The organism is Enterobacter cloacae complex sp. P12RS (assembly GCF_014895875.1).
GTDB lineage: Bacteria > Pseudomonadota > Gammaproteobacteria > Enterobacterales > Enterobacteriaceae > Enterobacter > Enterobacter bugandensis.
On the sequence record NZ_JADBQO010000034.1, the window covers coordinates 39,268 to 61,250 of the forward strand.

The 21,983-nt window shown below is 55.0% G+C and carries 23 protein-coding genes; 15 read left to right on the forward strand and 8 right to left on the reverse strand.

Annotated elements, in window-relative coordinates:
- The first annotated feature begins 1 nt into the window (after position 1).
- From skp to tilS, 11 genes are all read left to right on the forward strand, one after another.
- Positions 2-496: a molecular chaperone Skp gene (skp, locus tag IM284_RS18235; RefSeq protein WP_014882635.1), complete on the forward strand. Its 495-nt coding sequence runs from the start codon at positions 2-4 to the stop codon at positions 494-496.
- Between the two features lie 3 nt (positions 497-499).
- Positions 500-1,525, forward strand: a complete 1,026-nt coding sequence (lpxD, locus tag IM284_RS18240) for a UDP-3-O-(3-hydroxymyristoyl)glucosamine N-acyltransferase (RefSeq protein ID WP_028015585.1) — start codon at positions 500-502, stop codon at positions 1,523-1,525.
- A 102-nt stretch (positions 1,526-1,627) separates the two neighbouring features.
- A complete protein-coding gene (fabZ, locus tag IM284_RS18245) occupies positions 1,628-2,083 on the forward strand; it encodes a 3-hydroxyacyl-ACP dehydratase FabZ (protein ID WP_010426706.1) in 456 nt (151 codons plus the stop codon).
- Positions 2,084-2,086: 3 nt separating this feature from the next.
- On the forward strand, positions 2,087-2,875 hold the full coding sequence (gene lpxA / locus IM284_RS18250; RefSeq protein WP_041911189.1) for an acyl-ACP--UDP-N-acetylglucosamine O-acyltransferase: 789 nt from the start codon (positions 2,087-2,089) through the stop codon (positions 2,873-2,875).
- Positions 2,875-4,023 (forward strand): lipid-A-disaccharide synthase, encoded by a 1,149-nt coding sequence (gene lpxB, locus IM284_RS18255; RefSeq protein WP_047367360.1) that lies wholly within the window; start codon positions 2,875-2,877, stop codon positions 4,021-4,023. The genes lpxA and lpxB overlap by 1 nt, the downstream gene beginning before the upstream one ends.
- Positions 4,020-4,616 carry a ribonuclease HII gene (gene rnhB, locus IM284_RS18260; RefSeq protein ID WP_028015588.1) on the forward strand — a complete coding sequence of 199 codons (597 nt, stop codon included), beginning with the start codon at positions 4,020-4,022 and terminating at the stop codon, positions 4,614-4,616. Before lpxB ends, rnhB begins: the two co-directional genes overlap by 4 nt.
- Before the next feature lie 38 nt (positions 4,617-4,654).
- Entirely contained in the window at positions 4,655-8,137 is a 3,483-nt protein-coding gene (gene dnaE, locus IM284_RS18265) for a DNA polymerase III subunit alpha (protein WP_041911187.1), read from the forward strand.
- Between the two features lie 12 nt (positions 8,138-8,149).
- A complete protein-coding gene (accA, locus tag IM284_RS18270) occupies positions 8,150-9,109 on the forward strand; it encodes an acetyl-CoA carboxylase carboxyl transferase subunit alpha (protein WP_047367361.1) in 960 nt (319 codons plus the stop codon).
- 100 nt (positions 9,110-9,209) lie between these two features.
- A complete protein-coding gene (locus IM284_RS18275) occupies positions 9,210-11,342 on the forward strand; it encodes a lysine decarboxylase LdcC (RefSeq protein WP_047367362.1) in 2,133 nt (710 codons plus the stop codon).
- 65 nt (positions 11,343-11,407) lie between these two features.
- Positions 11,408-11,797, forward strand: a complete 390-nt coding sequence (locus IM284_RS18280; RefSeq protein ID WP_047367363.1) for a VOC family protein — start codon at positions 11,408-11,410, stop codon at positions 11,795-11,797.
- A 58-nt stretch (positions 11,798-11,855) separates the two neighbouring features.
- Positions 11,856-13,145 carry a tRNA lysidine(34) synthetase TilS gene (gene tilS / locus IM284_RS18285; RefSeq protein ID WP_047367364.1) on the forward strand — a complete coding sequence of 430 codons (1,290 nt, stop codon included), beginning with the start codon at positions 11,856-11,858 and terminating at the stop codon, positions 13,143-13,145.
- Positions 13,146-13,173: 28 nt separating this feature from the next.
- On the opposite strand, the gene rof is transcribed toward tilS, so the two are convergent.
- Both rof and IM284_RS18295 read right to left on the reverse strand, forming a co-directional pair.
- Positions 13,174-13,434, reverse strand: coding sequence for a Rho-binding antiterminator (gene rof, locus IM284_RS18290; protein WP_028015593.1), 261 nt, complete (start codon positions 13,432-13,434; stop codon positions 13,174-13,176).
- On the reverse strand, positions 13,421-13,621 hold the full coding sequence (locus IM284_RS18295) for a YaeP family protein (RefSeq protein ID WP_008501889.1): 201 nt from the start codon (positions 13,619-13,621) through the stop codon (positions 13,421-13,423). Before IM284_RS18295 ends, rof begins: the two co-directional genes overlap by 14 nt.
- Positions 13,622-13,817: 196 nt before the next feature.
- On the opposite strand from IM284_RS18295, the gene IM284_RS18300 reads away from it, so the two are divergent.
- From IM284_RS18300 to nlpE, 3 genes are read left to right on the forward strand one after another with little or no spacing between them, the layout of a single operon-like run.
- Positions 13,818-14,363 (forward strand): YaeQ family protein, encoded by a 546-nt coding sequence (locus IM284_RS18300; protein ID WP_047367365.1) that lies wholly within the window; start codon positions 13,818-13,820, stop codon positions 14,361-14,363.
- Positions 14,360-14,782: an alternative ribosome rescue aminoacyl-tRNA hydrolase ArfB gene (gene arfB / locus IM284_RS18305; protein WP_028015595.1), complete on the forward strand. Its 423-nt coding sequence runs from the start codon at positions 14,360-14,362 to the stop codon at positions 14,780-14,782. The genes IM284_RS18300 and arfB overlap by 4 nt, the downstream gene beginning before the upstream one ends.
- A 34-nt stretch (positions 14,783-14,816) precedes the next feature.
- Positions 14,817-15,515 carry an envelope stress response activation lipoprotein NlpE gene (gene nlpE, locus IM284_RS18310; protein WP_048960338.1) on the forward strand — a complete coding sequence of 233 codons (699 nt, stop codon included), beginning with the start codon at positions 14,817-14,819 and terminating at the stop codon, positions 15,513-15,515.
- A 47-nt stretch (positions 15,516-15,562) separates the two neighbouring features.
- On the opposite strand, the gene proS is transcribed toward nlpE, so the two are convergent.
- The 6 genes from proS to metN form a co-directional block, all read right to left on the reverse strand.
- Entirely contained in the window at positions 15,563-17,281 is a 1,719-nt protein-coding gene (gene proS / locus IM284_RS18315; protein WP_028015597.1) for a proline--tRNA ligase, read from the reverse strand.
- 112 nt (positions 17,282-17,393) lie between these two features.
- Positions 17,394-18,101: a tRNA (N6-threonylcarbamoyladenosine(37)-N6)-methyltransferase TrmO gene (tsaA, locus tag IM284_RS18320; RefSeq protein WP_041911179.1), complete on the reverse strand. Its 708-nt coding sequence runs from the start codon at positions 18,099-18,101 to the stop codon at positions 17,394-17,396.
- Entirely contained in the window at positions 18,098-18,502 is a 405-nt protein-coding gene (gene rcsF, locus IM284_RS18325; RefSeq protein ID WP_008501883.1) for an Rcs stress response system protein RcsF, read from the reverse strand. Before rcsF ends, tsaA begins: the two co-directional genes overlap by 4 nt.
- A 106-nt stretch (positions 18,503-18,608) precedes the next feature.
- Positions 18,609-19,424: a methionine ABC transporter substrate-binding lipoprotein MetQ gene (gene metQ / locus IM284_RS18330; protein WP_014168729.1), complete on the reverse strand. Its 816-nt coding sequence runs from the start codon at positions 19,422-19,424 to the stop codon at positions 18,609-18,611.
- Positions 19,425-19,464: 40 nt separating this feature from the next.
- Positions 19,465-20,118, reverse strand: a complete 654-nt coding sequence (locus tag IM284_RS18335) for a methionine ABC transporter permease MetI (RefSeq protein WP_003856130.1) — start codon at positions 20,116-20,118, stop codon at positions 19,465-19,467.
- Positions 20,111-21,142 (reverse strand): methionine ABC transporter ATP-binding protein MetN, encoded by a 1,032-nt coding sequence (metN, locus tag IM284_RS18340; RefSeq protein WP_028015600.1) that lies wholly within the window; start codon positions 21,140-21,142, stop codon positions 20,111-20,113. The genes IM284_RS18335 and metN overlap by 8 nt, the downstream gene beginning before the upstream one ends.
- A gap of 188 nt (positions 21,143-21,330) precedes the next feature.
- Here metN and gmhB point away from each other — a divergent pair, with 188 nt between their 5' ends.
- Positions 21,331-21,897, forward strand: coding sequence for a D-glycero-beta-D-manno-heptose 1,7-bisphosphate 7-phosphatase (gene gmhB, locus IM284_RS18345; protein WP_028015601.1), 567 nt, complete (start codon positions 21,331-21,333; stop codon positions 21,895-21,897).
- Positions 21,898-21,983: the final 86 nt, after the last annotated feature.

Here is a 21,983-nt window from a genome sequence, read left to right on the forward strand (position 1 = left end):
TGTGAAAAAGTGGTTATTAGCTGCAGGTCTCGGTTTAGCGATGGCAACTTCTGCTCAGGCAGCAGACAAAATCGCAATCGTCAACATGGGTAATTTGTTCCAGCAGGTCGCTCAGAAAACAGGTGTTTCTGCGACTCTGGAAAACGAATTCAAAGGCCGTGCGAGCGAGCTGCAGCGTATGGAAGGCGATCTTCAGTCCAAAATGCAGCGTCTGCAGCGTGATGGTTCTACCATGAAAGCAAGCGATCGCAGCAAACTGGAAAAAGACGTTATGGCTCAGCGCCAGACCTTCTCCCAGAAAGCGCAGGCTTTCGAGCAGGATCGTCAGCGTCGTTCTAACGAAGAGCGTGGCAAGCTGGTGACTCGCATTCAGACTGCTGTTAAAGCAGTTGCTGCCGATCAGAGCATCGATCTGGTTGTTGATGCGAACGCCGTTGCTTTCAACAGCAGCGATGTTAAAGACATCACCGCTGATGTTCTGAAACAGGTTAAATAAGTAATGCCTTCAATTCGACTGGCTGATTTAGCTCAGCAGTTGGATGCAGAATTACACGGTGATGGCGATATCGTCATCACCGCTGTTGCGTCCATGCAATCTGCTAAAGCTGGCACGATTACCTTCATGGTAAGCCCTAAGTACCGTGAACAACTGGCTCAATGCCAGGCGTCAGCTGTTGTTCTGACGCAGGACGATCTTCCTTTTGCCACTGGAAGCGCGCTGGTAGTGAAAAATCCCTACCTGACGTATGCTCGCATGGCTCAAATTCTTGATACCACGCCGCAGCCGGCGCAGAACATTGCTGCCAGTGCAGCGATTGATCCGACGGCTAAGCTGGGTAACAACGTGGCCGTTGGCGCGAATGCGGTTATTGAATCTGGCGTTGAGCTGGGCGATAACGTCATCATTGGCCCTGGATGCTTCGTTGGGAAAAATACGAAAATCGGCGCTGGCACCCGTTTATGGGCCAATGTGTCCGTTTATCATGAAGTTGAAATCGGCGAAAATTGCCTCGTCCAGTCCAGTACCGTGATTGGTTCTGATGGCTTTGGTTACGCGAACGATCGCGGTAACTGGGTAAAGATCCCGCAGCTTGGTCGCGTTATTATTGGCGATCGCGTGGAGATCGGAGCCTGTACCACGATCGATCGTGGTGCACTCGACGACACGATCATTGGCAATGGTGTTATCATCGATAACCAGTGCCAGATTGCGCATAACGTTGTGATTGGCGACAATACCGCGGTTGCGGGGGGCGTCATCATGGCGGGCAGCCTGAAAATTGGTCGTTACTGCATGATTGGCGGCGCGAGCGTGATTAATGGCCATATGGAAATATGCGACAAGGTGACGGTGACGGGCATGGGCATGGTAATGCGTCCTATCACTGAACCTGGCGTCTATTCCTCCGGTATTCCGCTGCAACCCAACAAGGTATGGCGTAAAACAGCAGCTCTGGTGATGAACATTGATGATATGAGCAAGCGACTCAAGTCTCTTGAGCGTAAGATCGATCAACAAGACTAAACGTCACCCGTTTAACGCTATCTTTCCCGGCCTGTCGGCTTTCTAATAAACCGGCAGGCCGTGTTATTATTGTTATCAGTACATTTTGACAGGAAGAGTATTTTGACTACTGACACTCATACTCTGCATATTGAAGAGATTTTAGAACTTCTGCCGCACCGCTACCCGTTTTTGCTGGTAGACCGTGTGCTGGATTTTGAAGAAGGTCGTTTTCTGCGCGCAGTGAAAAATGTTTCCGTGAACGAGCCGTTCTTCCAGGGACACTTCCCGGGTAAGCCTATCTTCCCGGGTGTGTTGATTCTGGAAGCGATGGCTCAGGCTACCGGTATTCTGGCGTTTAAAAGCGTCGGTAAGCTGGAGCCGGGTGAACTGTATTACTTCGCAGGTATTGATGAAGCACGCTTCAAGCGTCCTGTCGTGCCTGGTGATCAGATGATCATGGAAGTCACTTTTGAAAAAACGCGTCGTGGCCTGACTCGCTTCAAAGGCGTAGCGCTGGTTGACGGCAAAGTTGTTTGCGAAGCGACGATGATGTGTGCTCGTAGCCGGGAGTCCTGATACGTGATTGATAAATCCGCCTTTATTCATCCTACCGCTATTGTGGAAACCGGTGCCATTATTGGCGCAAACGTCCACATTGGCCCGTTCTGTATTGTTGGACCCCATGTCGAAATTGGTGAGGGTACAGTACTGAAATCTCACGTTGTCGTGAATGGTCACACGACCATTGGCTGCAATAACGAGATCTATCAGTTCGCTTCCATCGGCGAAGTTAACCAGGATCTGAAATATGCTGGTGAGTCGACCCGTCTGGAAATTGGCGATCGTAACCGTATTCGCGAAAGCGTCACCATTCATCGTGGAACAGTGCAGGGTGGTGGGTTGACGAAGGTGGGCAGCGACAACCTGTTCATGGTGAATGCGCACATTGCGCACGACTGTGCCGTGGGCGATCGCTGTATTCTTGCCAACAACGCAACGCTGGCAGGACACGTATCGGTTGATGACTTCGCAATTATTGGCGGCATGACCGCAGTCCATCAGTTCTGCATCATTGGTGCACACGTGATGGTCGGCGGATGCTCCGGTGTGGCGCAGGACGTCCCGCCGTATGTGATTGCGCAGGGCAACCATGCCACGCCGTTTGGCGTGAACATCGAAGGCCTCAAGCGTCGTGGCTTTAGCCGCGAAGCGATTACTGCTATCCGCAACGCGTACAAACTGCTGTACCGTAGCGGTAAAACGCTGGAAGAGGCGAAGCCGGAAATTGCCGAGCTGGCGAATAAGCATCCTGAAGTGAACGCGTTCATGGAGTTCTTTGACCGTTCCACGAGGGGTCTGATTCGTTAATGGTCGACAGTCGTCCGCTTACGATAGCCCTGGTCGCCGGAGAAACCTCCGGCGATATTCTTGGTGCAGGTCTCATCCGGGCGCTTAAGGCGCGCGTACCCAATGCTCGCTTTGTTGGCGTGGCTGGCCCGCTGATGCAGGCCGAAGGCTGTGAAGCCTGGTATGAAATGGAAGAGCTGGCCGTGATGGGCATCGTCGAGGTGCTGGGGCGCCTGCGACGCCTGCTGCATATTCGTGCCGATCTCACCCGCCGCTTTACCGAACTCAAACCCGATGTGTTTGTCGGTATCGATGCACCTGATTTCAACATTACCCTCGAAGGTAATCTGAAAAAGCAGGGCATCAAAACCATTCACTATGTCAGTCCGTCCGTCTGGGCGTGGCGACAGAAACGCGTTTTCAAAATCGGACGGTCCACCAACCTGGTGCTGGCTTTCCTGCCTTTCGAAAAAGCGTTTTATGACAGATTTAATGTTCCGTGCCGTTTTATCGGTCATACCATGGCGGATGCGATGCCGCTGGATCCAGATAAAAACGCGGCGCGAGACGTGCTGGGTATCCCGCATGATGTGCACTGTCTGGCGTTGCTGCCGGGCAGCCGTGGCGCAGAGGTCGAGATGCTGAGCGCTGATTTCCTGAAGACCGCGCAGATTCTTCGCCAGACCTATCCCGATCTTGAAGTGGTTGTGCCGCTGGTGAATGCCAAACGCCGCGAGCAGTTCGAGCGTATCAAAGCCGACGTTGCCCCGGATCTTCACGTTCGTCTTCTCGACGGGAAAGGGCGGGAAGCCATGTATGCAAGCGATGCCGCACTGCTGGCTTCCGGCACGGCAGCGCTGGAGTGTATGCTGGCGAAATGCCCGATGGTGGTCGGTTATCGCATGAAGCCGTTTACCTTCTGGCTGGCAAAACGTCTGGTGAAAACGGATTATGTCTCCCTGCCAAACCTGCTTGCCGGGCGCGAGCTGGTGAAAGAGCTGTTGCAGGATGAGTGCCAGCCGCAGGCGCTTGCGGATGCCCTGCTGCCGCTGCTGGCCAACGGCAAGACCAGCCACCAGATGCACGATACTTTCCGTGAACTGCATCAGCAGATCCGCTGTAATGCTGATGAGCAGGCGGCTGATGCAGTGCTGGAGTTATCAAAATGATGGAATTTACTTATCCCCACACGCACCTTGTTGCCGGAGTGGATGAAGTCGGGCGCGGCCCGTTGGTCGGTGCCGTGGTGACCGCGGCGGTGATCCTCGATCCAACGCGCCCGATTATGGGTCTGAACGACTCAAAAAAACTCAGTGAGAAGCGCCGCCTGGCGCTGTTCGATGAAATTAAAGAGAAGGCGCTGGCATGGAGCGTAGGGCGCGCAGAGCCGAATGAAATCGACGATCTGAATATTCTGCATGCCACGATGCTGGCAATGCAGCGAGCCGTTGCTGGCCTGAAGGTTGTGCCTGAATATGTGCTGATCGACGGTAACCGTTGCCCGGCGCTGCCGATGCCTTCGATGGCCGTCGTTAAAGGCGACAGCCGCGTCGCAGAGATCAGTGCAGCTTCTATTATTGCCAAAGTGACGCGCGACGCCGAAATGGCCGCGCTGGACCTCACTTATCCCGCGTATGGTTTCGCCCAGCATAAGGGATATCCAACGGCTTTCCATCTGGAAAAGCTGGCTGAACATGGCGCAACTGAACATCATCGGCGCAGCTTTGGCCCGGTGAAGCGCGCGCTGGGACTGGTGTCCTGAATCAAGACGCAAGCAATTAAGTAACGCGGGATCTGAAGATGGCTGAACCACGTTTCGTACACCTGCGGGTGCATAGCGACTACTCCATGATCGATGGGCTGGCAAAGACCGGGCCGCTGGTAAAAAAGGCGGCCTCGCTTGGCATGCCTGCGCTGGCGATCACCGATTTTACCAACCTGTGCGGCCTGGTTAAGTTCTACGGGACGGCGCATGGCGCGGGGATGAAGCCTATCGTCGGTGCGGATTTCCATGTGCAGAGCGATCTCATCGGCGATGAACTGACGCAAATCTCCGTGTTGGCGATGAACAATACGGGTTACCAAAACCTCACTCTGCTTATCTCAAAAGCCTATCAGCGCGGTTATGGGGCGCTGGGGCCGTGGATTGACAGGGAATGGCTGGCTGAGCTGAACGAAGGGCTGCTGCTGATCTCCGGCGGCCGCATGGGCGATGTCGGTAAATCCCTGCTGCGCGGTAACAGCGCGCTGGTGGATCAGTGCGTCTCGTTCTATGAAGAGTACTTCCCGAATCGTTACTATCTGGAGCTGATTCGCACCGGCCGCCAGGATGAAGAGAACTATCTGCACGCTGCTGTCGCGCTGGCAGAAGAGCGCGGCTTGCCCGTGGTGGCAACGAATGACGTGCGTTTCCTGGAGTCCGGCGATTTTGATGCGCATGAAATTCGCGTCGCTATCCACGATGGCTTCACCCTCGACGATCCAAAGCGTCCGCGGAACTACTCATCGCAGCAGTATATGCGCAGCGAAGAGGAGATGTGCGAGCTCTTCTCCGACATTCCGGAAGCGCTGGAAAACAGCGTAGAGATTGCCAAGCGCTGTAACGTGACCGTGCGCCTCGGCGAATACTTCCTGCCGCAGTTCCCGACCGGGGACATGACCACGGAAGATTTCCTGGTCATGAAATCGAAAGAAGGTCTGGAAGAGCGTCTCGAATTCCTGTTCCCGGATGAAGAAGAGCGTAAAAAACGTCGTCCGGAGTATGACGAACGCCTGGATATTGAACTCCAGGTGATTAACCAGATGGGCTTCCCGGGCTACTTCCTGATTGTAATGGAGTTTATCCAGTGGTCGAAGGATAACGGCGTGCCGGTAGGTCCGGGTCGTGGCTCGGGTGCGGGCTCACTGGTGGCGTATGCGCTGAAAATTACCGACCTCGATCCGCTGGAATTTGACCTGCTGTTCGAACGTTTCCTTAACCCGGAACGTGTCTCCATGCCCGACTTCGACGTCGACTTCTGCATGGAAAAACGCGACCAGGTGATTGAGCACGTCGCCGATATGTACGGTCGTGACGCGGTTTCGCAGATCATTACCTTCGGTACCATGGCGGCGAAAGCGGTTATCCGCGACGTGGGCCGCGTGCTGGGCCACCCGTACGGTTTTGTCGATCGTATTTCAAAGCTGGTGCCGCCCGATCCGGGCATGACGCTGGCAAAAGCCTTTGAAGCCGAACCTCAGCTGCCGGAAATCTACGAAGCTGATGAAGAGGTAAAAGCGCTGATCGACATGGCGCGCAAGCTGGAAGGCGTGACGCGTAACGCCGGTAAGCATGCGGGGGGCGTGGTTATCGCCCCGACCAAAATCACCGACTTTGCGCCGCTCTACTGCGACGAAGCGGGCCAGCACCCGGTCACCCAGTTCGATAAAAACGACGTGGAATACGCCGGGCTGGTGAAGTTCGACTTCCTCGGCCTGCGTACGTTGACCATCATCAACTGGGCGCTGGAGATGATCAACGCCCGCCGCGAGAAAAACGGCGAGCCGCCGCTGGATATCGCGGCCATCCCGCTGGATGACAAGAAAAGTTTCGACATGCTGCAGCGCTCGGAGACGACAGCCGTCTTCCAGCTTGAATCCCGCGGCATGAAAGATCTGATTAAACGCCTGCAGCCCGACTGCTTCGAAGATATGATCGCGCTGGTGGCCCTGTTCCGTCCGGGCCCGCTGCAGTCAGGGATGGTGGATAACTTTATCGACCGTAAACACGGGCGCGAAGAGATTTCCTACCCGGACGTGCAGTGGCAGCATGAAAGCCTGAAACCGGTGCTGGAGCCGACCTACGGCATCATCCTGTATCAGGAACAGGTCATGCAGATCGCCCAGGTGCTTTCCGGCTATACCCTTGGCGGCGCGGACATGCTGCGTCGTGCGATGGGTAAGAAAAAGCCGGAAGAGATGGCCAAGCAGCGCTCCATCTTTGAAGATGGGGCGAAGAAAAACGGCGTCGATGGCGAACTGGCGATGAAAATCTTCGACCTGGTGGAGAAATTCGCCGGGTACGGATTTAACAAATCTCACTCCGCCGCCTATGCTTTGGTTTCGTATCAAACGCTGTGGCTCAAGGCCCACTATCCCGCTGAGTTTATGGCGGCGGTAATGACCGCCGATATGGACAACACTGAGAAGGTGGTTGGCCTGGTGGACGAGTGCTGGCGCATGGGGCTGAAGATCCTGCCGCCGGATATTAACTCGGGTCTGTACCATTTCCACGTTAACGATGACGGGGAGATCGTCTACGGGATCGGCGCGATCAAAGGCGTGGGTGAGGGGCCGATCGAGGCGATCATCGAAGCGCGTAATAACGGCGGCTACTTCCGTGAGCTGTTCGATCTGTGCGCCCGTACCGATACCAAAAAACTGAACCGCCGCGTGCTGGAAAAACTGATCATGTCCGGCGCGTTTGACAGGCTGGGGCCACACCGTGCCGCGCTGATGAACTCGCTCGGCGATGCGTTGAAGGCGGCCGATCAGCATGCAAAAGCGGAAGCCATTGGCCAGGCGGATATGTTCGGCGTGCTGGCTGAAGAGCCAGAGCAGATCGAGCAGTCCTATTCCAACTGCCAGCCTTGGCCAGAACAGGTAGTACTGGATGGAGAGCGGGAAACGTTAGGTCTGTACCTGACGGGGCACCCGATCAACCAGTATCTTAAAGAAATTGAGCGCTATGTCGGCGGCCACAGGCTCAAAGACATGCATCCGACAGAACGTGGTAAAATCACCACGGCTGCGGGGCTCGTGATTGCTGCAAGGGTAATGGTCACCAAGCGCGGCAATCGTATCGGCATCTGTACGTTAGATGACCGTTCCGGGCGTCTGGAGGTGATGTTGTTCACCGACGCGCTGGATAAATACCAGCAATTGCTGGAAAAAGACCGCATACTTATCGTCAGCGGACAGGTCAGCTTTGATGACTTCAGCGGGGGGCTTAAAATGACCGCCCGCGAAGTGATGGACATTGACGAAGCCCGGGAAAAATATGCTCGCGGGCTTGCTATCTCGCTGACGGACAGGCAAATTGATGACCAGCTTTTAAACCGACTCCGTCAGTCTCTGGAACCCCACCGCTCGGGGACCATTCCAGTACATCTCTACTATCAGAGGGCGGATGCACGTGCGCGGTTGCGCTTTGGTGCAACGTGGCGTGTCTCTCCGAGCGATCGTTTACTGAACGATCTCCGTGGCCTCATTGGTTCGGAGCAGGTGGAACTGGAGTTTGACTAATACAGGAATACTATGAGTCTGAATTTCCTTGATTTCGAACAGCCGATTGCTGAGCTGGAAGCGAAAATCGATTCTCTGACAGCGGTAAGCCGTCAGGATGAAAAACTGGATATTAACATCGACGAAGAAGTGCATCGTCTGCGCGAAAAAAGCGTAGAGCTGACGCGCAAAATCTTTGCCGATCTCGGCGCATGGCAGATCGCGCAGCTGGCGCGTCATCCACAGCGTCCGTACACCCTGGATTATGTCCGCCTGGCGTTTGACGAATTTGACGAACTGGCAGGCGACCGCGCATACGCTGACGATAAAGCTATCGTTGGCGGTATCGCGCGTCTGGAGGGACGTCCGGTGATGATCATTGGTCACCAGAAAGGCCGTGAAACCAAAGAGAAGATCCGTCGTAACTTCGGTATGCCAGCACCAGAAGGCTACCGTAAGGCCCTGCGTCTGATGGAGATGGCTGAGCGTTTCAATATGCCAATCATCACCTTCATCGACACGCCGGGTGCATACCCAGGCGTAGGCGCGGAAGAGCGCGGCCAGTCTGAAGCTATCGCACGCAACCTGCGCGAGATGTCTCGCCTGAAGGTTCCGGTCATCTGTACCGTTATCGGTGAGGGTGGTTCTGGCGGTGCGCTGGCGATTGGCGTGGGCGATAAAGTGAATATGCTGCAGTACAGCACCTATTCCGTTATCTCCCCGGAAGGCTGTGCGTCCATTCTGTGGAAAAGCGCCGACAAAGCGCCGCTGGCCGCTGAAGCGATGGGCATCATTGCGCCGCGTCTGAAAGAGCTGAAGTTGATCGACACCGTTATCCCGGAACCGCTGGGCGGCGCGCATCGTAAGCCGGAAGTGATGGCTGCTTCCCTGAAAGCACAGCTGCTGGCCGACCTGGCCGATCTGGACGTCCTGAGCAAAGAAGACCTGCTCAACCGTCGTTACCAGCGTCTGATGACCTACGGTTACGCGTAAGCTTCACAATTATCTGAAAAGCCGCACATTGTTGCGGCTTTTTTTATACCTGCCGTTTACCTTAACTATGCTTATCTGATGTTTTTCAAGGAGGTAAACCATGAACATCATTGCCATCATGGGGCCACACGGCGTCTTTTATAAAGACGAGCCCATCAAGGAGCTGGAGCAAGCCCTTAAAGCACGCGGTTATCAGCTGATCTGGCCGCAAAACAGCGCCGATCTGCTGAAATTCATCGAACATAATCCGCGCATCTGTGGCGTGATATTCGACTGGGACGAATACGACATGGAGCTGTGCAGCGAGATCAACAGGCTGAATGAATACCTTCCGCTCTACGCCTTTATCAACACTCACTCGACCATGGACGTCAGCGCGCACGATATGCGCATGGCGCTGTGGTTCTTCGAATACGCGCTCGGCGTGGCCGAGGACATTGCGACCCGCATTCAGCAGTACACCGGTGAATACCTGGATAACATCACGCCGCCGTTTACGCGCGCGCTGTTCACCTATGTGAAAGAGGGGAAATACACCTTCTGTACGCCGGGACACATGGCCGGAACGGCCTATCAAAAAAGCCCGGTGGGGTGCCTGTTCTACGATTTCTTCGGCGGAAACACCCTGAAAGCAGACGTGTCGATTTCAGTGACAGAACTGGGTTCTCTGCTGGATCACACCGGCCCACATCTTGAAGCCGAAGAGTATATCGCCCGCACCTTTGGCGCCGAGCAGAGCTATATGGTGACCAATGGCACCTCGACCTCGAACAAAATCGTCGGGATGTACGCCGCGCCAACCGGAAGCACGTTGCTGATTGACCGTAACTGCCATAAATCGCTGGCGCACCTGCTGATGATGAGCGACGTCGTCCCGATCTGGCTGTCACCCACGCGTAACGCGCTCGGTATCCTCGGCGGCATTCCGCGCCGGGAGTTCATGCACCAGGCCATCGAAAGTAAGGTTGCGGCGATCCCCGACGCAAGCTGGCCTGTCCATGCGGTAATCACCAACTCCACCTATGACGGTCTGCTGTATAACACGAACTGGATCAAGCAGACGCTGGACGTACCGTCGATCCACTTCGATTCCGCGTGGGTGCCCTATACCAACTTCCACCCGATTTACTCGGGCAAAAGCGGGATGAGCGGCGAGCGCGTGCCGGGCAAGGTATTTTTCGAAACGCAGTCGACGCACAAAATGCTGGCCGCGTTTTCGCAGGCTTCGTTAATCCATATTAAAGGCGAGTACGACGAGGATACGTTTAACGAAGCCTTTATGATGCACACCACTACCTCACCGAGCTATCCGCTGGTGGCCTCTATCGAGACGGCGGCTGCGATGCTGCGCGGCAATCCGGGTAAGCGCCTGATTAACCGCTCGGTGGAACGGGCGCTGCATTTCCGTAAAGAGGTCCAGCGGCTGAAGGATGAGGCCGACGGCTGGTTCTTCGATATCTGGCAGCCGGAAGAGATCGATGAGGCGGAGTGCTGGCCCGTCGCGCCGGGTGAGAGCTGGCACGGCTTCCGGGATGCTGATGCGGACCATATGTTCCTCGATCCGGTTAAGGTGACGATCCTGACGCCGGGCATGGACGAACAGGGCGTGATGGGCGAGGAGGGGATCCCTGCTGCACTGGTAGCGAAGTTCCTTGACGAGCGCGGCGTGGTGGTGGAAAAAACCGGTCCTTACAATCTGCTGTTCCTGTTCAGCATCGGGATCGATAAAACACGGGCGATGGGTTTGCTCCGCGGGCTGATGGAGTTCAAGCGCGCCTATGATCTCAACCTGCGGGTGAAGAACATGCTGCCGGATCTCTACGCGGAAGATCCTGACTTTTACCGCAACATGCGCATTCAGGATCTGGCCCAGGGGATCCACCGGCTGATCCGCCAGCACGATCTGCCGCGCCTGATGCTACAGGCGTTTGACGTCCTGCCTGATATGAAGCTGACGCCGCACAAGGCCTGGCAGCGGCAGGTGAAAGGCGAAGTCGAAACCGTTGAGCTGGAAAACCTGGTTGGCCGCGTATCGGCCAACATGATCCTGCCGTATCCGCCGGGCGTGCCGCTGCTGATGCCGGGTGAGATGATCACCGAGGAGAGCCGGGCGGTGCTCGATTTTCTGCTAATGCTCTGTTCGGTAGGACGTCACTATCCAGGCTTTGAAACGGATATTCACGGCGCGAAGCGCGATGAAAACGGCGTTTACTGGGTGCGAGTCCTAAAATAAAGGTGACCGCTTGCCAGGTGTGGGTTTTCGGTTGTAACGTTCAGGCATCATAAAAAGGAGAAGCTATGCTGGGTTTAAAAGCGGTTCACCATATTGCGATCATCGCCACCGATTATGCGAAAAGTAAGGCCTTCTACTGCGACATTCTTGGCTTTACGCTCATGAGCGAGGCCTACCGCGAGGAGCGTGACTCCTGGAAGGGCGATCTCGCGCTAAACGGGCAGTATGTGATTGAGCTGTTCTCTTTTCCTTTCCCGCCTTCGCGTCCGTCCCGCCCGGAAGCCTGCGGCCTGCGTCATCTGGCTTTCAGCGTTGATGACCTTGATAGCGCAGTAAAACATCTGGAAGCCCACGGCGTGGCCTGTGAAGCGATTCGCGTCGATCCGTTTACCGATAAGCGTTTCACCTTTTTCAACGATCCGGACGGCCTGCCGCTGGAGCTTTACCAGCAGTAATGTTTGTCCTGTGTGATAATGCCCGCTCAGTTCGGGCATTTTTTATGTGTAATTTCCTATGACCTTACCTGCTATCGCACAAGCCGTTTCACCGTACCGCCAGCTGCTGGTGGGGTTTAGCGGTGGCCTGGATTCCACCGTGTTGCTACATCGCCTTAAGCTCTGGCGCGACCGGGACCCTGGCGTCCAGCTTCGGGCTATACATATCCACCACGGACTAAGCCGTCATGCAGAGGATTGGGTGGCGCACTGTGAAGCCTTGTGTGAGGCGTGGGCTATCCCGCTCATCGTTGAGCGCGTCACGCTTGCTGATGAAGGATTGGGTATTGAGGCGCAGGCGCGTAAAGCCCGCTATACCGCTTTTGCCGGCGTATTGCTGCCCGGCGAAGCGCTGGTCACGGCGCAGCATCTGGACGATCAGTGCGAAACCTTTTTGCTGGCACTTAAGCGGGGCAGCGGACCCGCGGGGCTTTCCGCCATGCCGGCGCGTTCAGAGTTTGCCGGAACGCAATTATTACGGCCGTTGCTTGGCGAGACACGCGCGTCGCTGGAAGCCTGGGCGCGAGAACATCAGCTGAGCTGGATCGAAGATGAGAGCAACCAGGACGACAGCTACGATCGTAACTTCCTGCGTCTGCGCGTCCTCCCGCTTTTAAGCGAGCGCTGGCCGCATTTCGCCGACGCGACGGCAAGAAGCGCCATGCTGTGTGCCGAACAGGAAAGCCTGCTGGATGAGTTACTCAGCGAGGAGCTGTCTGACCTCATTTCAGAAGACGGAGCGCTGGCAATTGCGCCTCTGGAGGCGATAAGCCCGGCGCGTCGGGCCGCGCTGTTACGTCGCTGGCTCGCCACTCATCATGCTGCGATGCCGTCGCGGGCAATGCTGAGCCGTATCTGGGACGAAGTCGCGCAGGCGCGGGAAGATGCTTCCCCCTGCGTACACCTGAGTGGATATGAGGTCAGACGCTATAAAGGCAAACTCTGGTGGGTAAAATACTCCCCCTCGCTGACCGATATGGTGCTCCACTGGACCTCACCAGAGGCACCGCTGATATTGCCCCGGGACGCGGGGAGTGTCTCTCTGATGCCGACTGGGCATGTGCGTCTGCCAAAGCCCGGTGAACCCGTCAGCGTGCGCTTTAAGGCTGGCGGCTTGCTGCATATCGTCGGACGCAACGGGGGACGGAAGCTGAAAAAGATATGGCAGGAGTACAACGTGCCGCCGTGGTTGCGCGACACCACGCCGCTGCTGTTCTACGGTGAAACGTTGATTGCTGCTGCAGGGGTGTTCATCACGGAAGAGGGGTGGACAGAAGAGGGTGCCAGCTTCGAGTGGCGGAAAGCGTAACGGGCAGCCTGGCTGCCCGTTAGTGTCATCAGGATTCGCTCACCACGACGGTGCCGATTTGCGGGTGGCTGAAGCTGGCTATTTTGTCCAGACGCAGCTCGCGCGTCGCACCGGCATCTTCCACGACCAGGTATTCCACATTCTTGCGTGAAAGCAGATCGCTGGCCTTCGCCTTCAACACTTCGCCATCTTTTAGCTCCAGCGTCAGTATTAAATGATGCTGGCAGGCGAGTTCGAGGTTGTCATAGTCATCACAATTGATGGGTTGATAAGTATCATTCATCGACATAATCGCTCACCAGTAAATTCGCCGCAGCATACGCTGCTTTTTCCCTGACCGACTCTGAAAGGCTCTCATCAGAGGCCACTTCATTAAGCACCTTCAATACACAGCCCAACGCGTCCGGGACATACCCCAGATCTCCGCTGGCGATTTCCGCATACCGTTTGCGAATTAACTCACAATAATTATTCACATCCCCTCCCGCCAGCGCACTGACTTACTGTGAGATATCATTAAGCCTACGAAGATAAACTCGGTTTAGCAAGGTGACTATACCATACTCATTTAAGCAATATCAGCGCCTTGATAGCGGTGTATTTATTACTCGGTAACAGCCTTTTGCCTCCGTTTTCGCTACAATGTGCGGCTGATTCGAATGGAGTTCTCTCATGGCGCTGAAAGCGACAATTTATAAAGCAGTGGTCAACGTGGCCGATCTTGATCGCAACCAGTTTCTGGACGCGTCGCTTACGCTGGCACGCCACCCCTCCGAAACACAGGAGCGTATGATGCTGCGCCTGCTGGCGTGGATTAAGTATGCTGATGAACGTCTGCAGTTTACCCGTGGGTTAAGTGCGGAAGACGAGCCTGAAGCCTGGCTGCGCAACGACCATCTGGGGATCGATTTATGGATTGAACTCGGTCTGCCGGACGAGCGCAGGATTAAAAAGGCGTGTACTCAGTCTGCGGAAGTGGCGTTATTCGCCTATAACCAGCGCGCGGCGGAGATTTGGTGGCAGCAAAATAAGAATAAATGCGCGCAGTTTAAAAATCTCGCCGTCTGGTATCTGGATGATGAACAGCTGGCGCAGCTGAGCGAGTTCGCCAGCCGGACGATGGCGCTGCAGGCAACGATCCAGGACGGAGCCATCTGGCTTTCTGATTCTCAGAATAATCTGGAAATTCATCTGACAGCCTGGCAGCCTGCGTCATGATCGTCTTGTCCCGAAGCGTCAGCATCCCTGATAGCGAGCTGGAGATCGCCGCCATCCGTGCTCAGGGCGCGGGCGGGCAGCACGTCAACAAGGCGTCGACGGCTATCCATTTGCGTTTTGACATTCGGGCCTCAAGCCTGCCAGAGTATTATAAAGAAAGCCTGCTTGCCGCCAGCCATCACTTGATCACCAGCGATGGCGTGATTGTGATCAAAGCCCAGGAGTACCGCAGCCAGGAATTAAACCGGGAAGCGGCGCTAGCCAGGCTGGTGGCGGTCATCAAAGAGTTAACGGCAGTACAAAAAAGCCGCCGGGCAACGCGGCCAACCCGCGCATCGAAAGAGCGTCGGCTGTCCTCGAAAGCCCAAAAATCCACAGTGAAAGCATTACGCGGTAAAGTTCGTCGCCCGATGGAGTGACGAAAGGGAACACAATTTTCATAAGGAATTCATTGTGAAAAAAGCATTATTTTCAGCGCTGGCAGTGAGTACATTGTTTGCGCTTTTCGGGTGTAACAACCGTTCTGAAACGCAGGTTTTGCAGCCAGCGCAGAATGAAGAGTTAAAGCCAATGCAACAGAGCTGGCGCGGCGTATTGCCTTGCGCGGACTGCGAAGGCATTGAAACGTCACTGTTCCTGCAAAAAGACGGTACCTGGGTGATGAACCAGCGCTACCAGGGCGCGAAAGAACCCTCTTCATTTGCCACCTACGGGACATGGGCGCGTACGGCGGAGAAGCTGGTCCTGACGGATACCTCCGGTGACAAAACCTGGTTCCGCCCAAAAGGTGAGAACATGGAAATGCTCGACCGGGAAGGCAATCCGATTGAATCCCAGCTCAACTACACGCTGACGCCGGTGAAAGCGGCGCTGCCAGCCACGCCAATGGCGATGCGGGGGATGTATTTCTATATGGCGGATGCGGCGATCTTTACCGACTGCGCTACCGGTAAGAAAGTCAGCGTGGCAAACAATGCGCAGCTTGAACGTGATTACGCCGTGGCGCGCGGCAATGACAGCAAGCCGGTATTGCTGACGGTTGATGGCCACTTTACGCTGGAGCCAAACCCGGATAGCGGGGAGATGGTGAAAACGCTGGTGGCAGATAAAGACGCGAAGTTTGTCGCGGGTAAAGACTGTAACAGTAAATAATTTGACGTTGAGCCATTAAAAAACCCCGCCAGAGCGGGGTTTTTTGTTTAGCCTTTGATGGCTTTCACCAGGTAATCAAGAATATCGCCGGTCTTGATCATCTGTTTTTCGCCGCTGCGACGGTATTTGTATTCAATCTCATCGCTGTCGAGGTTACGGTCGCCGATGACGACGGTGTGCGGGATACCGATCAGTTCCATATCGGCAAACATCACGCCCGGACGCTCTTTACGGTCATCCATCAGCACTTCGATACCCTGAGCGCGCAGCTCGGCGTACAGCTTCTCGGCCAGCTCCTGCACGCGGTAAGACTTGTGCATGTTCATTGGCAGAATGGCCACCTGGAACGGCGCGATATTGTCCGGCCAGACGATGCCGCGCTCGTCGTAGTTCTGCTCGATGGCCGCAGCCACCACGCGCGTTACCCCGATACCGTAGCAGCCCATGGTCAGGATCTGGTTACGGCCATCTTCACCCTGAACGGCGGCGTTCAGCGCACGAGAGTATTTATCACCCAGCTGGAAGATGTGGCCCACTTCGATACCGCGCTTGATCATCAGCGTACCCTGGCCGTCCGGGCTTGGGTCGCCTGCAACCACGTTACGGATGTCTGCCACTTCTGGCGTCGCCACGTCGCGATCCCAGTTGATGCCGAAGTAATGTTTACCGTCGATGTTAGCACCCGCGGAGAAGTCGCTCATTGCAGCAACCGTGCGGTCAATAACGACAGGAACCGGCATATTCACCGGACCGAGAGAGCCTGGGCCGGCATTCACGACGGCGCGGATTTCCGCTTCCGTGGCGAACGTCAGCGGGCTGGCGACCTGCGGCAGCTTTTCGGCTTTCACTTCGTTCAGTTCATGATCGCCACGCACCAGCAGGGCAACCAGCGGGTAAGCGCTGCCTTCGGTGGATTTCACCAGCAGCGTTTTCACGGTTTTCTCGACTGGCAGACTGAACTGCTCAACCAGCTCGGCGATGGTTTTCGCATTTGGCGTATCAACCAGCGTCATCTCTTGCGTTGCCGCGCCGCGAGGTTCTTTTGGTGCCAGCGCTTCTGCAAATTCGATATTCGCCGCGTAGTCTGAAGAGTCAGAGAAGATCACATCGTCTTCACCGCTCTGCGCCAGAACCTGGAACTCATGGGACGCGCTACCGCCGATGGAGCCGGTATCAGCCTGCACAGCGCGGAAATCCAGACCCATGCGGGAGAAGATTTTGCTGTAAGCCTCGTACATTTTGTCGTAGGTCTCTTGCAGCGATTCCTGTGACGTATGGAAAGAGTAGGCATCTTTCATCAGGAATTCGCGAGAGCGCATCACGCCGAAACGTGGGCGCACTTCGTCACGGAACTTGGTCTGGATCTGGAAGAAGTTCAGCGGCAGCTGTTTGTAAGAGCTCAGCTCGTTACGAATCAGATCGGTAATGACTTCTTCATGCGTTGGACCGAGAACGAACGGACGCTCGCCGCGATCGACGAAGCGCAGCAGTTCTGGGCCATATTGCTCCCAACGACCGCTCTCCTGCCACAGGTCAGCGGGCTGAACCACGGGCATGGACACCTCGATAGCACCGGCGTTGTTCATCTCTTCACGCACGATGTTTTCGACTTTTTTCAGGACGCGCACGCCGGTCGGCAGCCAGGTGTATAACCCGGAGGCCAGCTTGCGGATCATCCCGGCGCGCAGCATCAGCTGATGGCTGATTACTTCGGCGTCGGCAGGTGTCTCCTTCAGAGTGGAGAGCAGATATTGGCTAGTACGCATGTTGTTACGGTTCCATTTCGACGATTGGAACAGGCTGAAACGCCAGCCTGACACAAAAAAAGTGGTTTAGTTTACCAGTGTGGCAAAGATGCCAAAAGAGAGGAGAACAAAATTACCTGGGTTCAAGGGCAAACACTTCGAAACCTGCCCCAGTGACGCGCCAGCGCACGTTAAAATCCAGCAGCCAGACGGCGTACGTCTTTCCTGCTTCCTCTTCTTTACGGTAGGCCGGACGGGGGTCCTGTGCCAGAACTTCAGTGATGAAATGCCGTAAGCGAGGATAGCGTTTCTCCAGCTGACTCAGCTGTAAGGCTATCTCAGGCGTAAACGAGACTGGCATATCCGCCTGCGGTGCGTCCTGAGCGTAGCTTGCACGCGCATTCGGGAGGGATTCGGCGAAAGGCAAATAGGGTTTAATGTCGATAACCGGCGTGCCGTCAACCAGGTCCAGGCTGCCCAGCTCAAGGATGACCTGATCCTTCTGGCAACGTATGCCTTTCAGTTCAACCAGCGACATCCCGATCGGATTGGGGCGGAAGGTGGAACGAGTCGCAAACACGCCCATTCTCGCATTTCCGCCCAGGCGCGGGGGACGCACGGTGGGACGCCAGCCGCCTTCCATTGTCTGGTGAAAAACAAATACCACCCATAAGTGACTGAAAGACTCGAGCCCGCGTACCGCATCGGCCTGGTTATAAGGTGCCTGAAGATGAAGCTCGCCGCTGCCGCTGGTGACCAGACCGGGCTGGCGGGGCACGGCGAACTTCTCTTTATACGGAGAGTGGATAACGCCTATTTGCTCAAACTGAAATGCACTCATTTCGCCGTAATGTTCAGCGCAGAACCGATGCAAACCGCCTGACGGTAGCAGCCCGGCGTGCCGCTGGTGACTTCGCAGCTGTGCAGCAGCACCGCGTTAGCTTTCATTTTTGCGGCGTTAATCTGCATGCGTTTACGCGCAGTCGGGATATTCGGTGGAGAGTCCTGATTGGTTGCCTGACAGGATTCACCGCTCACTTCACCCAGTTCACGGAACGGTTTGCCGACCAGTTCGTCAGCCTTGGTGATAATGCGAACCGGCGCAGGGCGAACCACTTTCGGTTTTGCAGGCTCTGTTTTTGGCGGGGTTGCCGTGCTTTGAACGGGTTCAACAGGAGATCTGCTTAGCATAGAACAGCCGCTCAGCATGAGTGCTAAAAGACAGATCGGTAAAGCACGCATAATAATTCCTCAATGGATAATCAAAACGTCAGATATTGAATCAGGTGACTGCACAAATGACAAGACGGGCATAAGCCCGTCCTGATGATATTACACTGAGGTGAGATTACCAGCCTTTAACAGCGCCGCCGTTAAACACTTTGTTGGCTTCCTGGTAAACTTCGTCTGACTGATAGGCCTGGACGAACTTCTTCACGTTTTCCGCGTCTTTGTTATCTTCGCGAGTCACGATCAGGTTAACGTACGGAGAGTCTTTATCTTCAACGAAGATACCGTCTTTCGCTGGCGTCAGGCCAATCTGGCTGGCGTAAGTGGTGTTGATAACGGCCAGGGCAATCTGCGCATCGTCCAGAGAACGCGGCAGCTGCGGTGCTTCCAGTTCAACAATTTTCAGATTTTTCGGGTTCTCGGTGACATCCAGAACGGTTGGCAGCAGGCCAACGCCGTCTTTCAGTTTGATCAGGCCCACTTTCTGCAGCAGCAGCAGGGAGCGTCCGAGGTTGGTTGGATCGTTAGGCACGGCTACCTGAGAACCCGGCTGCAGTTCGTCCAGCGATTTAATTTTCTTGGAGTAGCCTGCAATCGGGTAGACGAAGGTGTTACCCACGCCAACCAGCTTATAGCCGCGATCTTTGATCTGCTGATCCAGGTATGGCTTATGCTGGAAGGCGTTGGCGTCGATATCGCCTTTGCTCAGCGCTTCGTTCGGCAGAACGTAATCGTTGAAGGTTACGAGCTCAACGTCCAGACCGTATTTTTCTTTCGCCACTTTCTGAGCAACTTCAGCAACCTGCTGTTCTGCACCTACGATAACGCCCACTTTAATATGGTTTGGATCTTTTTCGTCCTGACCGCAACCCACCAGTGCCAGAGATCCAATCAGCGCGCCTACTGCTGCAAAGGTCTTTAATTTAAACGCCATGTTTTATCCTTAACTCATCGAGTTTGTGTTGTGTGTAACGTTATTTGTGAGTAACAGCCCGGACGATGCGATCGCCAGAGAACTGGATTAAGTAAACCAGAACAACCAGCAATACCAGAACGGTATTCATCACGGTAGCGTTATATCCAATATAGCCGTACTGATAACCAATCTGTCCTAAACCGCCAGCGCCAACTGCACCGCCCATCGCGGAATACCCTACCAGAGTAATAAGCGTAATCGTTGCCGCGTTCACCAGGCCCGGCAGTGCTTCAGGCAGCAGAACCTTGCGGACGATCTGCATAGGTGTTGCCCCCATTGCACGAGAAGCTTCAATCAAACCGGTTGGGATCTCCAGCAGGGCGTTCTCCACCATACGGGCGATAAACGGCGCAGCGCCTACGGTCAGCGGAACGATAGCCGCCTGCAGACCAATCGATGTGCCGACGATCACGCGGGTAAACGGAATCATCCACACCAGCAGAATAATAAACGGGATGGAACGGAAGATATTCACCAGCGCGGAGAGCGTACGGTAGAGCTTCGCGTTCTCAATGATTTGACCCGGACGCGTCACGTACAGCAGTACGCCTACCGGCAGGCCAATCACAAAACCAAAGAAACCCGATACAAAGGTCATTGCCAGCGTTTCCCAAACGCCGCGAACCAGTAGCCACATCATCGGCTCAGACATAACCCAGTACCTCTACTTTTACATGATGTTCTTGCAGCCAGGCGATTGCGGCCTGGGTTTCTTCTTGAGTGCCGTGCATTTCCGTCAGCATGATGCCGAACTTCACGCCACCGGCGTAATCCATCTGCGCGCTAATAATGTTGTTGTTCACGTTAAAGCGACGCGCGGTTTCGGAAAGCAGAGGGGCATCAACGGACTGACCGGTGAATTCCATACGCAACATCGGGACGCTATCCGCCGTTGCCTCGGTTTTCAAACGCTCCAGATAATCTTCTGGAATATCCAGATGCAGCGTGGACTGAATAAACTGCTGCGCCAGCGGCGTTTTCGGATGGGAAAATACTTCGCTTACCGTGTCCTGCTCGATCAGTTCACCGTTGCTAATGACCGCCACGCAGTCGCAGATGCGTTTCACCACGTCCATCTCGTGCGTAATAAGGAGGATCGTCAGGCCCAGGCGACGGTTAATGTCCTTCAGCAGTTCCAGAATAGAACGCGTGGTGGCCGGATCCAGTGCGCTGGTAGCTTCGTCGCACAGCAGTACTTTTGGGTTGCTGGCCAGCGCGCGGGCAATAGCAACACGCTGCTTCTGCCCACCGGACAGATTTGCCGGGTAGCTATCATGCTTATCACCCAGACCCACGAGGTCGAGCAGTTCGGTAACGCGACGCTTCACTTCTTCTTTCGGCGTGTTATCCAGCTCCAGCGGTAAGGCGACGTTGCCGAACACCGTGCGGGAAGCCAGCAGGTTAAAGTGCTGGAAGATCATGCCAATTTGACGGCGCGCTTTGGTGAGTTCTTTTTCTGAAAGGGCGGTAAGTTCCTGACCGCCAACTTCTACGCTGCCCTGGGTTGGGCGCTCAAGCAGGTTAACACAACGGATGAGCGTGCTTTTACCTGCACCCGATGCGCCAATGACGCCATAAATTTGACCAGCAGGAACATGCAGGCTGACGTTGTTCAGCGCCTGAATGGTTCGGTTCCCCTGCTGGAACACTTTGGTGATATTGGAAAGTTTAATCATTAGATTATTTTTATCGTATGTAAGTTAGCCGTGGCATTTTCTTCTGCCAGATACGGGTGATGACCGTAAACAAAACGGATGTTAAGGCATCCAGACGTCTAAATCAATCCAACTCTGTACGATGAGCACTTTATTGCGCTGTGATTCATGAGATACTAGCTCAACAGGCCTTTTTCAGGAGCAAACCGGTGGCAAAATCAGTACCCGCAATTTTTCTCGACCGTGATGGCACTATTAATGTGGATCACGGTTATGTGCATGAGATCGATGAATTCGAATTTATCGACGGCGTTATAGAGGCAATGCGCCAGCTAAAAGAGATGGGCTATGCGCTGGTGGTCGTAACGAACCAGTCCGGCATCGCGCGTGGTAAGTTCACCGAAGCGCAGTTTGAGACGCTGACGGAATGGATGGACTGGTCGCTGGCCGATCGCGGGGTCGATCTTGATGGCATTTACTACTGCCCGCACCACCCGCAGGGAACGGTAGAAGAGTATCGTCAGACCTGCGACTGCCGTAAACCGCATCCGGGCATGTTTAACTCTGCGCAGGAGTTCTTGCACATTGATATGGCTGCTTCTTATATGGTGGGCGATAAGCTGGAAGATATGCAGGCGGCCGCAGCGGCGGGAGTGGGTACCAAAATATTAGTGCGTACCGGTAAGCCCGTAACGCCAGAAGCAGAAAGTGCAGCGGATTGGGTGATTAATAGTCTGGCAGAGCTGCCAAAAGAGATAAAAAAGCATCAGAAATAGCCTTTTTGGCGAAAAGGTGAGCGGTCGAAATAAAAATGCATATTTCCGCTTGTCATTCCTCGGCAGCTCCCTATAATGCGCCTCCA

Bases quoted from the DNA above. Each gene is read 5' to 3' on its own strand.
- lpxD (WP_028015585.1), top strand. From the start codon at position 500: ATGCCTTCAATTCGACTGGCTGATTTAGCTCAGCAGTTGGATGCAGAA.
- lpxB (WP_047367360.1), top strand. From the start codon at position 2,875: ATGGTCGACAGTCGTCCGCTTACGATAGCCCTGGTCGCCGGAGAAACC.
- rnhB (WP_028015588.1), top strand. From the start codon at position 4,020: ATGATGGAATTTACTTATCCCCACACGCACCTTGTTGCCGGAGTGGAT.
- dnaE (WP_041911187.1), top strand. From the start codon at position 4,655: ATGGCTGAACCACGTTTCGTACACCTGCGGGTGCATAGCGACTACTCC.
- accA (WP_047367361.1), top strand. From the start codon at position 8,150: ATGAGTCTGAATTTCCTTGATTTCGAACAGCCGATTGCTGAGCTGGAA.
- IM284_RS18275 (WP_047367362.1), top strand. From the start codon at position 9,210: ATGAACATCATTGCCATCATGGGGCCACACGGCGTCTTTTATAAAGAC.
- IM284_RS18280 (WP_047367363.1), top strand. From the start codon at position 11,408: ATGCTGGGTTTAAAAGCGGTTCACCATATTGCGATCATCGCCACCGAT.
- tilS (WP_047367364.1), top strand. From the start codon at position 11,856: ATGACCTTACCTGCTATCGCACAAGCCGTTTCACCGTACCGCCAGCTG.
- rof (WP_028015593.1), bottom strand. From the start codon at position 13,434: ATGTCGATGAATGATACTTATCAACCCATCAATTGTGATGACTATGAC.
- IM284_RS18300 (WP_047367365.1), top strand. From the start codon at position 13,818: ATGGCGCTGAAAGCGACAATTTATAAAGCAGTGGTCAACGTGGCCGAT.
- arfB (WP_028015595.1), top strand. From the start codon at position 14,360: ATGATCGTCTTGTCCCGAAGCGTCAGCATCCCTGATAGCGAGCTGGAG.
- proS (WP_028015597.1), bottom strand. From the start codon at position 17,281: ATGCGTACTAGCCAATATCTGCTCTCCACTCTGAAGGAGACACCTGCC.
- tsaA (WP_041911179.1), bottom strand. From the start codon at position 18,101: ATGAGTGCATTTCAGTTTGAGCAAATAGGCGTTATCCACTCTCCGTAT.
- rcsF (WP_008501883.1), bottom strand. From the start codon at position 18,502: ATGCGTGCTTTACCGATCTGTCTTTTAGCACTCATGCTGAGCGGCTGT.
- metQ (WP_014168729.1), bottom strand. From the start codon at position 19,424: ATGGCGTTTAAATTAAAGACCTTTGCAGCAGTAGGCGCGCTGATTGGA.
- IM284_RS18335 (WP_003856130.1), bottom strand. From the start codon at position 20,118: ATGTCTGAGCCGATGATGTGGCTACTGGTTCGCGGCGTTTGGGAAACG.
- metN (WP_028015600.1), bottom strand. From the start codon at position 21,142: ATGATTAAACTTTCCAATATCACCAAAGTGTTCCAGCAGGGGAACCGA.